Below are 13,098 nucleotides of genomic sequence, written 5' to 3'. Positions count from 1 at the left end.
GGCCCCTTGCTTTTTATATATACTTACAATAAATGCACTCTGCCATGTTCATCCCTGCCTGCTCTTCCTTCTGCTATCAAATACTGCATCACGTCCAGCAATGCGTCTTCTTTTACTGATAATAACCTGTTGCGTACTTCTGTCCATTCCATTGGCTCCGCCTGTAATTGTGCCATCAGCTGTGCTGCTATTTCCTGCGCTTCCTTCCCTTCCAATGGCTTTTTCTTTTTCTCTACACATACATCACATACTCCGCAGGCAGTTGCATTCTTCTCTCCGAAATATTGAACCAACATCCGGGTACGGCACACATCCCTGTTGCGGATATAATCCAGCATAGCATCCAGCCGCTCTTTATAAACCTGCATCCGCTCCTTTATCCTGGCTGTATCGATACGCAGGTGCTGTGCAGAAACACGCTCCTGCGTAAAGCATAACTGAGGTTCTTCCTTGCGTTGATTATACTTCAGGATACGACGCTGATGTAACTGCTGCAACCATTCTATGACCTGTGATTCCGGTTTTCTCATCAGCCTGGCTACCTGCTTTTCATACACTGGTACCGGTGTATCAAAAATGCCTTCATAAGTGCGCAGCAAGGTTTGCAGCAAGGGATCATATACCGGCTGCATATCTGTAAAATCATACAGTGTTTGTTTGCTGATGACAAACTCAACACGGGAAGGCATAAACACACTTTCGCTCAGCTGCAGGATACCTTCCTGTTCGAGTATTCTCAATGCACTATATGCAATTGTAATATTCAGTTCAAACTTCCGGACAAAGTCGTTGATGTCAAAATCATAATACACCCCTTCCGCACTGCCCACTGCTACCTGCAGGTAGTTCACGAGGCACTGGTACACCTCGCGGATCTCCGACACTTCAGGGAACTGCAGCTCCATCATCCTGACCATCTCGGTCAGCTCCTGTTGCTGATACATTAATACGGCATATGCCTTCTTTTCATCCCTTCCGGCGCGGCCGGCTTCCTGGTAATAAGCTTCCAGCCCATCGGTAGCGTCGTAATGAATAACCACACGCACGTTGGGTTTATCTATCCCCATACCAAAGGCATTGGTACATGCCATGACCCTTATGCGGTTGTTCAGCCACAGCTCCTGGCGTACCGCACGTTCCTCGCCGGTCAATCCCGCATGATAATAGGTGGCAGCAATTCCACTTTTTTCCAGCATATCAGCCACTTCCCGCGTACGTTTACGGTTACGGCAATACACAATAGCACTGCCCTGCACACGCTGCAGGATATGCTTTAATTTCTCCGGTTTATTATCTTCTTCAATAACACTATAGGAAAGATTGTGACGGGCGAAACTTTTAGTGAATATAGCCGGCTGTTTCATCAGCAGCTTCCCGCAAATGTCCTGCTGTACTTTAGGGGTAGCCGATGCGGTCAGTGCCAGTAAGGGCACTCCGGGAAAATAGCTCCTGATAGCCGCAATTTCAAGATAGGCCGGTCTGAAGTCATACCCCCACTGGGAGATACAGTGCGCTTCATCAATGGCCAGCAGATTTACAGGCATACCGTCACAATATTCCAGGAAACGCTTGCTTTGCAGGCGTTCGGGAGAAACATAGAGGAACTTGTATTTTCCTCTGCGGGCCTCTTCCAGCAGTCTCTCCACATCCTGGTAGTACATGCCCGCATAGATGGCCACTGCAGGTATATTCCGTTTTTGCAGATTGGCTACCTGGTCTTTCATCAGGGCGATAAGTGGCGTGACCACGATACATACACCATTCCGGAGCATAGCCGGCACCTGGAAACAGATGGATTTTCCTCCGCCTGTTGGGAGCAACGCGAGTGTATCCGTTCCGCTGCTGACAGATTGGATGATCTCTTCCTGTAAAGGACGGAATTGTGTATATCCCCAGTATTTTTTGAGTATGTCGGATGGATTGGCCATATCAGTGCAGCTGTAAAAATAAAGAATTGCTCACATCTGCACATGCAGGGGCTCAGATCACTCTCTTATAACGCAGTCTCACAGAATTTACTGCCAGTACGATATCAGAAAGTGCCATGATGCCTGCGCCGGATATCGGGCTTAATACCCCAAAGGCTGCAAAAGGAATGGCAATGATGTTATAAATGAAGGCCCAGAAAAGATTCTGTTTAATGGTGAGATAAGTATGACGTCCCAGCCCCAGTGCCAGTGGCAGGGAAGAAAGTCGGTTGTTGAGCAGTATTACATTGGCGCTCTGCATCGCTACATGAGTAGCATCACTCAGAGAGATACCAATGCTGGCTCTGGCCAGTGCCGGTGCATCATTGATACCGTCTCCCACCATGGCTACGGCAGCCCCCTTCATGAGAGCGTCTATTTTCTGCAGTTTCTGTTCAGGTGTTTGTCCCGCAAACACTTCTGTAATACCTGTCTGAGCGGCCAGCTCCCGGCATTTACGTGCAGTGTCTCCACTCAGTAAGACCGGTTTAATACCCCGCTGTTGCAGCTGTTTAACCATCGACGCGGCGTCCGGCCTGATCTCATCTGTAAAATCGATCCAGCCTGCCAGTTGCCCGTTCTTCAACAGATAGATGTTATGACTGTCATCTGAGGTGACTTTTTCTGCCATTGCAAAGGAGCCGAGTTGCCACTCATTGTCTGCCGCATCTTTAGCCTGCATTCCCCGGCCTTTTATCTCCCTTACCTGCTGTAAGGGCGTTTCTCCCTCCCCTTTCCATAATCCGGAAAGAGAGCGGGCTATAGGGTGAGAAGAGTATTTTTCAAGGCTATAAACTATCTTTTTGAACTCCTGTTCTGTCATTCCCTCAAAATGATACTTCCCCACCTGTAACTTACCGGTGGTAAGTGTACCGGTTTTATCCAGCACTACATATTTAATATCCTTGAATGCTTCCAGCGTATTGGCGCCTTTGATAAGTATCCCGTTGTGAGCAGCGCGTCCCAGTCCAACCATTACGGCAGCCGGTGTGGCTAGTCCCATGGCACATGGGCAGGCAATAACCAGCACTGCGATGCTTTTCATGATGGCTTCACCTGCAGTGACATTACCCCAAATGAGCCAGCCCAGAAAAGTAGCAATGGCAATACCCAATACCAGCGGTACAAAAACACCACTGATCCTGTCGGCCAGCTTTTGCATATTGGGCTTGGCGCTTTGTGCCTGTTTAACCAATTCTATGATATAGGACAAGACTGTATCCTTACCGGTGGCGGTAATGAACATTTTAATACTGCCTTCTTCCAGTATAGTACCACCAATCACCTTGTGCTTTTCACTTTTGGCTACAGGTGAACTTTCACCGGTTATCATTGACTCATTGATATGGCCGCTACCCCAGTAGATGGTACCATCCATCGGGATCTTGTCGCCGGTATTTACCAGTACTTTATCTCCTGGTTTGAGGGTCTGGTTATCGACAATCTGGATATGCTCATGATTGCCATGTTCCTGGATCAGTCTTGCGGTGGTCACCTGCATTCTTGCCAGATCAGCAATGGCAGTAGTAGTTTGTTTTACGGAGCGCTCTTCCAGCAGGTTGCCAAGGAACACCAGCGTAATGATCGCGGCAGCTGTTTCATAGAACATATAATCGCTGCCCAACTGCAGCAGGGTGCCTGTAAGGCTATATCCGTAAGCAGCCGTGGCGCCCAGTGTAATCAATACATCCATATTGGCCAGCCTGTTCACCAGCGATCTCCAGGCACTGCGACCGAAGTGCCACATGCCCATCAGGTATACGGGGGTAGATAAGGCCAACTGTACGTACGTATTGTGCAGCCAGGCCCAGTTCACCCACATATGCAGTAATAAGGGAGCTGTAAAAACGGCGCAGAAAAAGAATTTAAAGGTCAGGGTATTCAGGAACGAATGTCTGGGCTGAGGCTGGTCGGGCAATATAATCTGGTATCCCATCTGGTTAATGCCATTCAGCACATCGCTTGCAGAGGTGATACCCTCTGGTAAGGTAAAACTCAACTCTTCTGTGGCAAAGCTCACGTTCACGTCCTGCATCCCTTTATTTTCCAGGTATCTTGACACCGATTGCGCGCAATTGGTGCAGTGCATACCTCTTACTTTACAACTGATCGTTTCCATGATTCAGCGAATAATATTAATATCAAAATACCTAAACAAAGGTACCAAGCACTGTTTTACGTGAATAAAATATTAATGCAACGGGGTATCGGCACCCCTGCTTATCGTACAGATAATCAATTCATTCCGGCAGGTTCTACTTTTAATGCAACTCAGTAGCAACCAATGATATAGTAATTAGCTAAATTTACTGCATGGAATGGACATTTTCTCAGGAAGAGCTGCCGGCAACCGCAGAGAGCTTCTGGCAACATTACAAGGGGCAACATATATTTACCCTGGAAGGGCCGATGGGAGCAGGTAAGACCACTTTCATAAAAGCGCTTTGCACTGCCAGGGGCGTGGAAGATGCTACTGCGAGTCCTACTTTTTCAATCATAAACGAATATGCATTCCGGGAAAACGGTCAGGAATATACCATATATCACCTGGACCTTTACCGGTTAAAGGACGAAGAAGAAGCCATAGCAGCGGGCGTTGAAGACACATTATATCACGATCATGCAATAAGTTTCGTAGAATGGCCTGACATCATCAATGACTTACTACCACCGGATACTGTCCGGCTGCAACTATCGGTATTACCCGACAAAAAAAGGCTGTTACGCGCCGGATAATGCTTTGAACAAATGACGTATCTTTGAATACGCGGAAAAAATCACCCGGACCAATCTTGATAATCATATGGAGCAAAGGCAAAAACCTGTTGTGAGTGCTGGTTTTACGTATTCACCACTGGAAGAAACGTTAGATATTCCACAAAAAAACTCCCGTTTATTTATTGGTATACCTAAAGAGACTTCCTTCCAGGAAAACCGCATAGCATTAACACCGGATGCAGTCAGTATATTAGCCAGCAATGGTCATCATATCGTAGTGGAACATAAAGCTGGCGACGGCTCACATTTCTACGATACCGATTTTTCGGAGGCCGGCGCTGAGATTCTGTATGACAAGAAGGAAGTATTCAAAGCAGAGATCATCGTAAAGTCTGCTCCGCTGAATGACGAAGAAATAGAACTGCTGCATCCTCATCAGATCGTTATTTCCCCCATCCACCTGGCTGCCCTGAAGATAGAGCAGGTACAGAAAATGATGGAAAAAAGGATCACGCTTCTTTCTTTTGAGAACCTGAAAGATGATGCAGGCACTTACCCGATCGTAAGGGCTATGAGCGAAATAGCAGGTGGCGCTGTGATGCTGCTCGCAGGGCAGTACCTCAGTAATGGGAATAAGGGAAAGGGAATCCTGCTGGGCGGGGTGACCGGCATCCCTCCTACCAAGGTAGTGATCATAGGAGCTGGTATTGTAGGTGAATTCGCCGCCAGGACCGCTATGGCCTTAGGCGCTTCTGTGAAAGTATTTGACAACAATATCTACAAGCTGAAACGTCTTCAGAACAATATCGGGGTACGTATATTCACCTCTGTTATGCAGCCCAAGGTGCTGGCGGAACAGCTCCGTAATGCAGATGTAGCGGTGGGTGCATTATCATCTCAAAGCGGCCGTACTCCTATCGTTGTGACAGAGGCGATGGTCAGCAATATGAAAGCAGGATCAGTGATCGTGGATGTCAGCATTGATCGTGGTGGCTGTTTCGAAACCTCTGAGATCACCAGTCATGAAAACCCCGTCTTCAAAAAATATGATGTCGTGCATTATTGCGTGCCCAATATCCCATCAGGGTTTGCCCGCACCGCATCAGAAGCGATCAGTAATGTACTGATGCCTCTGTTGCTGGAAGCGGCCGATGATGGTGGTTTTGAAAATCTTGTATGGATCAAGCGCGGCGTACGTAATGGTATCTATCTCTACAAAGGTGCACTGACCAATTATCATCTCAGTGAAAAGTTCAAACTGAAATATACCGACCTGGAATTGCTACTGGCGGTAAAAGGTTAGAAACCGTAGGCGGCCAGAATCTGGAAGCTGTGAATAGCAGTTCTTCCTCCTGGAAAAGGCGAGAAGCCATTGCCTGTTGTATATCTTACTTCAGCGTTCACCTTGTAGATTTTCACGCCTAATCCGCCTATCAGTGTCTGCTCATATTTACGGGGCCCGTTAATTGCTACCTCCCATTCCCTGTCGGCACTTCTCAATAGTCCGTTCTCATTTACTTTGACCACGAACCCATTGCCTATTCCGGCATTGATATAAGGTCTTATGGCAGTCTTAGTCGGATAGGTATACCTGAACAGTGTATTCACCTGCAGATAGCTGAACGCGAACTTCACGATTGCACCGCTATAAGTGCCATGCAAAACCCCGTTTGTCTCCAGTTTTTTATATAACAGCTCCGGTACAAATGAAATATTACGTCCGTTACGGCCCAGGGGAATATCGGCCCAGATGCCGCCTATAGGGCCCTTGGAGTTTTCATATTCACCTAATCCTATAAAAGCGGAACCTTTAAAGGGATAGCTGTTAAAAGCCATTCCAGCCATAATGCCATAGGTTACCGGCAGACGCTTTTTCTTCTGCATAGTTACCGGCTGTGGTGTTCCGGATGCAGGTGCTTTACCGTTATTGTAAGCCAGGAACAGTTTTTTCAGATTAGCCTCCCGGTAAGATATCTTCCTCGCTTTTTCCGCCAGTGCTGCATTATCTGCAAATAAAGCCGCTAACTGATCTTTATATCTTTCTTCAGTAAAGATGCCACTACCGGAAGAACGCTCTACATACTGCTGTACATACTCCAGTTCAGTGGCCGGCACACCGGATGCATCATAAACGTAGTGGGCCCTGGAAAACATATCTATATATTCATACAGGTTGTATGGTCCTGTCACTATTCTCATCAGGAACACAGGGGTATCCTGTACGATACGTTCCCGCTTTTCATTCAGGCTATTGATGTCCTGCCGGGTAATGTCAATATGCAGTTTCCGGCTTACATATTCCACTTCCGGTTCAGCTACCTTAAACCCGTTGATATCTGCGGGTTTAAAACGTTGCTCTTCTGCGTTCGACAGGCTCTCTTTAAAGACTATTTCATTGGGAGACTGATACCAGTTGCGGAAATCTATAAAACCTTTCAGTGAATCGTTCTGCCGGGTGATGATCACACCGGGAACATAATTACGTTGCGCCACGACAACACAGGCCATTAGCATGCAGCACAGGCAGAGGGAAATAACTCTCATATAGGTACAGGTGATTAATAATAAGGTCCCGGACAATGCGAGCCGGGACCAGTCTTTTATTTTAAGATGTAATTATACAGATAATTTATAACCCAGTCCGATCGCCACCAGGATAGCAATACCCACCACTATGCGATAGTATCCCCATACCCTGAAACCATATTTCTTCAATGTATTGATGAAGAACTTTATGGCGATCATTGCAACGATGAAGGCTACGACGTTTCCTACCAGCAGGAGCTTCAGGTTATCGGTATTTGCCATCAGCAGTTCACGGCTTTTCAGCAGCTTGTAACCAGTAGCTGCCGCCATGGTAGGTACTGCCAGGAAGAAGGAAAATTCTGCAGCTACATTGCGGGTCAGCTTTTGCTGCATACCACCGATGATGGTAGCGGCACTACGGCTTACCCCCGGGATCATGGCTACACATTGCCAGAAACCGATGCGCAGGGCTCTGAAGAGGTTCATCTCTTCGTCTTTTTCTATGGTTGGTTGGGTAAACCAATTGTCTACAAACAGCAGCACGATACCACCCAACAGTAAGGTGATGCCCACTACCAGCGGACTTTCCAGCAGCGCATCAATGCTATCTGCGAATAAAGCTCCGACAATCAGCGCCGGTAATACGGCCACTACCAGTTTTATATAGAAACTGATCCTGTTCTTATCGAATACCAGGAACTTTCTCCAGTATAAAACCACCACAGCCAGGATAGCTCCCAGCTGGATACAAACTTCAAACAGCTTGGTGAATTCGTCCTTATTGAGCTTTAACAATGCACTGGTGATCACCATATGACCTGTTGATGATACAGGTAAGAATTCGGTTAATCCTTCTACAATCGCAATAATAATCGCCTGCCAGATATCCATGACAATTAAAAGAATTTAGTCTGTGTACTATTATCAAAAAAAAGGCGATGAGCATTTCATCGCCGTGAACATTCAATATTTTTGTATCCGCACTTATTTAGGTCTACGCATGATAGCGTAGATCTCAACGATCAGTCCCAGCACAATAACGATCGGCGCCAGGGTAATACGGCGGAAGCTGTATACTTCTTCAGGTTTGAATGAATTGGGATCATCACTGTTGCCACCCATCATTAACAGGAAGCCTACAACAACGATAGCCAGTCCGGCAATCATGAACTTGTAATTTTCTTTTGCAAAAACAGGGCGTTCGTCTACGCCTGCTTTTTCAACGGTGATATGCTTGGATGCTTTACTCATAGTATCGTATGGTGAAATTATCAGATTAATATAGATCGTCCAGTTTTAGACGCAGGTACTTCATTACTGAACGGTGGGTACTTACCAGTGAAATACAGATCCCGATGATGATCATGCCGATGAACAGCAGCGCCATCATGAAATAATCCCTCATACCAGCCAGTTCCGGCAGCAGCTGGTCTGCCCCATAGACAATGCCTATTACGCCGGCAATAGCGAGGAATGCGCTCAGGGCCCCATTAATGATGCTGCGCAGGTCAAATGGTTTGGCAATGAACCAGCGGGTAGCGCCCACCATCTGCATCGTCTTTATCAGGAAGCGGTTGCTGAACATTGCCAGGCGGATGGTATTGTCGATCAGGACAATCACTACCAGGGAAAGTAATATACAGATACCCAGTATTACCAGGCCAATCTTGCGTACGTTCTCGTTCAGCTTGCTTACCAGCCCTCTCTGATAGGAGATCTCCCTGACAATGTTCTGCTGGGTGAGGTTAGCCTCGATCACCTTCAGACTGTCAGGATTCACATAAGGGGCATTTCCCTTGATGTTGATGCTGGCATACAGTGGGTTGTATTGCAGCAGCGTGATAAAATCCTCTCCAAATTCCTTTTTAAAGCGCTCGGCAGCCATATCCTTAGAGACGTATTCAACAGACTTCACATAAGGACGGGAAGCGATGGAATCCCGCAGGGCAATTGCCTGCTCTTCTTTCACATTATCCCTGAGAATCACCTGGATCTCAATACTTTCCTTGAAAAATTCGCTCAGTTTATTGGCATGTATAACGATCAGGCCGAGCGTTCCCAGTAGAAAGAGAACTAAGGCCACCCCAATAATAGAGTAGAGATAGGAAGGTTTGGATTTTTTTGATGATGATTTGCCGGGTTGCTGCGCCATTAATCTACCGTTTAATGGCGAAAATAATAAAAATTAGCAGTTATGTTTACTTTTGTCATCCTTTAACGTTATTTTAAGCTCAGCACATAGGCGCTAAACAAAAGCCTGTGTTCAGATAAGACAGATTATTTAATTATTATATGGAATACAATTTCAGGGCGATTGAGAAAAAGTGGCAGGCACACTGGGTAAACACAAAGGCTTACCAGGTTAGCAACAACAGCCCCAAACCCAAATGTTATGTACTTGATATGTTTCCCTACCCATCAGGGGCAGGGCTCCATGTGGGACACCCACTGGGGTATATTTCATCCGACATCTATGCCCGTTACAAAAGACTGAAAGGCTTTAACGTGCTTCACCCGATGGGCTGGGACGCTTTTGGCCTGCCGGCAGAACAGTATGCGCTGGAAACCGGTCAGCACCCCACCGTTACTACAGCTAATAACCTCGCTGCCTTCCGCAGGCAGCTGGACAATATAGGATTCAGTTTTGACTGGGAACGCGAAATAAATACCAGCGATCCCGGCTATTACAAATGGACACAGTGGATCTTCCTGCAGCTGTTCAACAGCTGGTTCAACCGTTCCCTGCAAAAGGCAGAACGCATTGAAACGCTGATCGCTGCTTTTGAAAAGGCAGGTAATAAGGACCATGAATGTCCCGGCGACCGTAATATCAGCTTCACTGCAGAAGAGTGGAAACAATTCAGCGAGACACGTCAGCGTGAAATACTCATGCACTATCGCCTTGCCTACCTGGCCTTTGCGGAAGTGAACTGGTGCGCTGCCCTGGGCACGGTACTGGCCAATGATGAGGTAGTGAATGGTGTGAGCGAGCGTGGTGGTTACCCTGTTATCAAAAAGAAAATGAGACAGTGGTTCCTCCGCATTACAGAATACGCTAACCGCCTGCTGGAAGGTCTGGAAACGGTCGATTACAGCGACGCTATGAAAGAAATGCAGCGCAACTGGATCGGTAAGAGCCAGGGAGCTGAGATCACTTTTGCGTTTGATGGTATTGCCGATAGTAGCGTAACAGTATATACTACCCGTCCTGATACCATCTTCGGTGTCGATTTTATGGTGCTCGCACCTGAACACGACCTGGTAAGCCGCATCACTACTGCAGATCAGAAAGCAGAAATTGAAAAATATCTGGACTATGTGCAGAGCCGTTCCGAACGTGAGCGCCTGGCGGAAGTGAAACAGATCACCGGTTGCTTTACCGGCGCATATGTACTCAACCCGTTCAACGGACGCCGTATTCCGGTATGGATCTCTGAATACGTACTGGCCGGATATGGTACCGGCGCTATCATGGCGGTGCCTTGCGGCGACCAGCGCGACTACTCTTTTGCAAAACATTTCAACATCCCGATCACCAACATTATCGGAGATGCCTTCAACGGTGAAGAGGCCAACGCTACCAAAGATGCTATTCTGCAGCACAGTGACTTCCTGGACGGTATGACCATGCGCGCCGCTATGGATGTTGTAGCTGACAAAATAGAAACGATGGGCATCGGCAAGCGCCAGATCAATTATAAGATGAGGGACTCCGGTTTCAGCCGCCAGCGCTACTGGGGCGAGCCATTCCCGATCGTATATAAGAACGGTGTTCCTTACGCACAGGAAGAGAAAGATCTCCCGGTTACCTTACCGCATGTGGAGAACTATAAACCCGGGGAAGAAGGAGAAGGACCATTGGCCAACATTACCGACTGGGTAAATATAGATGCTGATACCAGACGCGAAACCAATACTATGCCTGGTTATGCCGGCAGCAGCTGGTACTTCCTGCGTTATGCGGATCCTAAAAACACAGCTGCATTTGCAGACCGCTTAGCAACAGATTACTGGAACCAGGTGGATGTTTATGTAGGAGGTACAGAACATGCCGTAGGTCACCTGCTGTACTCCCGTATGTGGACGAAAGCTCTGTTTGATCTGGGGTATATCGGCTTCCAGGAGCCATATAAAAAACTGATCAACCAGGGTATGATCGGTGGAAGTTCCCGCATGGTTTATCGTGTCAGGGGTACTAACACTTATGTTTCCCATGGATTAAAAGACAAGTACGAGACAGACGAATTACATACCGACGTAAACATTGTAGATGGTCTGGAACTGGACATAGAGGCCTTCAAAAATTGGAGACCTGCAAATAAAGATGCAGAATTCATCCTGGAAGACGGGAAATATATCTGCGGTGTGCTGCTCGAAAAAATGAGTAAAGGAAAATACAATACCGTCAACCCTGACGATGTCGTAGAAAAGTTCGGTGCTGATACTTTCCGCATGTATGAAATGTTCCTCGGCCCAGTAGAGCAGTCCAAACCGTGGGATACCAAAGGCATTGAAGGGGTACACCGCTTCCTGAAAAAGCTGTGGCGCCTGTTTGCCGACGAACAAAAGGGTATCATTGTGAAAGATGCTGCAGCCACACCTGAAGAACTGAAAGTACTGCACAAGACCATTCAGAAGATAGATGCAGACACAGAAAACTTCTCTTACAATACAGCAGTCAGCCAGTTCATGATCTGTGTGAACGAACTGAGTAGCCTGAAGTGTAATAAACGCAGTGTACTGGAACCGGTATTGATATTACTGGCGCCATATGCACCGCATATTGCCGAGGAACTGTGGCACCAGCTGGGCAACACTACCAGCATTCTGGATGCTCCTTATCCGGTATTTGAAGAAAAATACACGAAGGAAAGTGCCTTCAACTACCCGATAGCTGTCAATGGTAAAACACGGACTGAATTGAGCTTCCCGCTTGATGCCGACAATGAGACCATTGAAAAAGAGGTACTGGTGAACGAGGCAGTTCAGAAATGGATCGACGGAAAACCAGTGAAGAAGGTCGTGATCGTTAAAGGCAGGATGATCAACATTGTGGTATGATCATGAATACACTATAAAAGGAGAAGAGGCCGTGGTAGTACTGCGGCCTCTTCTCCTTTTATATATGTTTAGCTTTACCAGCTATTGTTCGCGCTACTGATTATAACATAAAGCGCACTTTTTGTATTTTGCCGCTCTCAACCCATCAGCATGTTAGAAAAGATCCTGGAACGCCATCAGCCATTTCAGCCTGTAGTTTTATTTGATCCGGAAAATGACAGCCTGCTGGCGATGGACTTCACTGAAAGGAACACAACCCTCACTGCAGCAATACTGGACGATACACAAAAGTTCACGGATTACGTAAACCAGCTGCTGACTGACTATCAATGCCGGTTCGGCATAGGAGGCTACGCAGAACACCGGACCATTTACGCACGCAGTGAGCACTTTTCTACAGCCGATGAACCCCGCCGTCTGCACCTGGGCATCGACATATGGGGCGCCCCCGGCACACCGGTATTTGCCCCATTGGACGGCACTGTCCACAGTTTCCGGTTCAATGATATACATGGCGACTATGGCGCTACTATCATTCTTCGTCACCAGCTGGAGGGACATGTTTTCCACACGCTGTATGGCCATCTTTCGCTGCGCGACCTCGAAGGGCTGCATGAGAATATGCGGATCGTAGCTGGTCAGCAGATAGCCCACTTCGGCGATATTGCGGAAAATGGCCACTGGCCCCCTCACCTGCATTTCCAGATCATCACTGACATGGAAGGTAACAAAGGAGATTATCCGGGCGTATGCCGTTACAGTGAAAGGGAAAAATACCTGGCCAACTGCCCCGACCCAAACATCATCCTACAGATGATCCCTTAAA

Annotated in this window: 10 protein-coding genes; 4 read left to right on the top strand and 6 right to left on the bottom strand. The window is 47.3% G+C overall.

The features are described from left to right. Positions 1–23: 23 nt before the first annotated feature. Together L3C95_RS05955 and L3C95_RS05950 are read right to left on the bottom strand one after the other, a co-directional pair. Positions 24–1,928, bottom strand: coding sequence for an ATP-dependent DNA helicase RecQ (locus L3C95_RS05955; protein ID WP_236385872.1), 1,905 nt, complete (start codon positions 1,926–1,928; stop codon positions 24–26). 52 nt (positions 1,929–1,980) lie between these two features. Next, a complete protein-coding gene (locus L3C95_RS05950; RefSeq protein ID WP_236385871.1) occupies positions 1,981–4,086 on the bottom strand; it encodes a heavy metal translocating P-type ATPase in 2,106 nt (701 codons plus the stop codon). A gap of 194 nt (positions 4,087–4,280) precedes the next feature. On the opposite strand from L3C95_RS05950, the gene tsaE reads away from it, so the two are divergent. Together tsaE and L3C95_RS05940 are read left to right on the top strand one after the other, a co-directional pair. Beyond that, positions 4,281–4,703, top strand: a complete 423-nt coding sequence (tsaE, locus tag L3C95_RS05945; protein ID WP_236385870.1) for a tRNA (adenosine(37)-N6)-threonylcarbamoyltransferase complex ATPase subunit type 1 TsaE — start codon at positions 4,281–4,283, stop codon at positions 4,701–4,703. Positions 4,704–4,770: 67 nt separating this feature from the next. Further along, positions 4,771–5,988: an alanine dehydrogenase gene (locus L3C95_RS05940; protein ID WP_149698424.1), complete on the top strand. Its 1,218-nt coding sequence runs from the start codon at positions 4,771–4,773 to the stop codon at positions 5,986–5,988. Here the strand turns inward: L3C95_RS05940 and L3C95_RS05935 are convergent. From L3C95_RS05935 to L3C95_RS05920, 4 genes are all read right to left on the bottom strand, one after another. Beyond that, positions 5,985–7,229, bottom strand: a complete 1,245-nt coding sequence (locus tag L3C95_RS05935; RefSeq protein ID WP_236385869.1) for a PorT family protein — start codon at positions 7,227–7,229, stop codon at positions 5,985–5,987. The genes L3C95_RS05940 and L3C95_RS05935 overlap by 4 nt on opposite strands. Before the next feature lie 72 nt (positions 7,230–7,301). Then, positions 7,302–8,102 (bottom strand): undecaprenyl-diphosphate phosphatase, encoded by an 801-nt coding sequence (locus L3C95_RS05930; RefSeq protein ID WP_236385867.1) that lies wholly within the window; start codon positions 8,100–8,102, stop codon positions 7,302–7,304. 93 nt (positions 8,103–8,195) lie between these two features. Continuing rightward, positions 8,196–8,462, bottom strand: coding sequence for a DUF3098 domain-containing protein (locus tag L3C95_RS05925; protein WP_236385866.1), 267 nt, complete (start codon positions 8,460–8,462; stop codon positions 8,196–8,198). A 25-nt stretch (positions 8,463–8,487) separates the two neighbouring features. Beyond that, positions 8,488–9,363 (bottom strand): cell division protein FtsX, encoded by an 876-nt coding sequence (locus L3C95_RS05920; RefSeq protein ID WP_236385865.1) that lies wholly within the window; start codon positions 9,361–9,363, stop codon positions 8,488–8,490. A gap of 140 nt (positions 9,364–9,503) precedes the next feature. Between L3C95_RS05920 and leuS the strand changes: the two genes are divergently transcribed. Next, positions 9,504–12,272, top strand: a complete 2,769-nt coding sequence (gene leuS, locus L3C95_RS05915; RefSeq protein WP_236385864.1) for a leucine--tRNA ligase — start codon at positions 9,504–9,506, stop codon at positions 12,270–12,272. A gap of 150 nt (positions 12,273–12,422) precedes the next feature. After that, positions 12,423–13,097, top strand: a complete 675-nt coding sequence (locus L3C95_RS05910) for a peptidoglycan DD-metalloendopeptidase family protein (protein ID WP_236385863.1) — start codon at positions 12,423–12,425, stop codon at positions 13,095–13,097. Position 13,098: the final 1 nt, after the last annotated feature.

Source organism: Chitinophaga filiformis (genome assembly GCF_021646545.1).
Taxonomy (GTDB): Bacteria; Bacteroidota; Bacteroidia; order Chitinophagales; family Chitinophagaceae; genus Chitinophaga; species Chitinophaga filiformis_A.
Note: the sequence above shows the minus strand (reverse complement) of the source record. Positions and strands in the feature narration are given on the sequence as shown.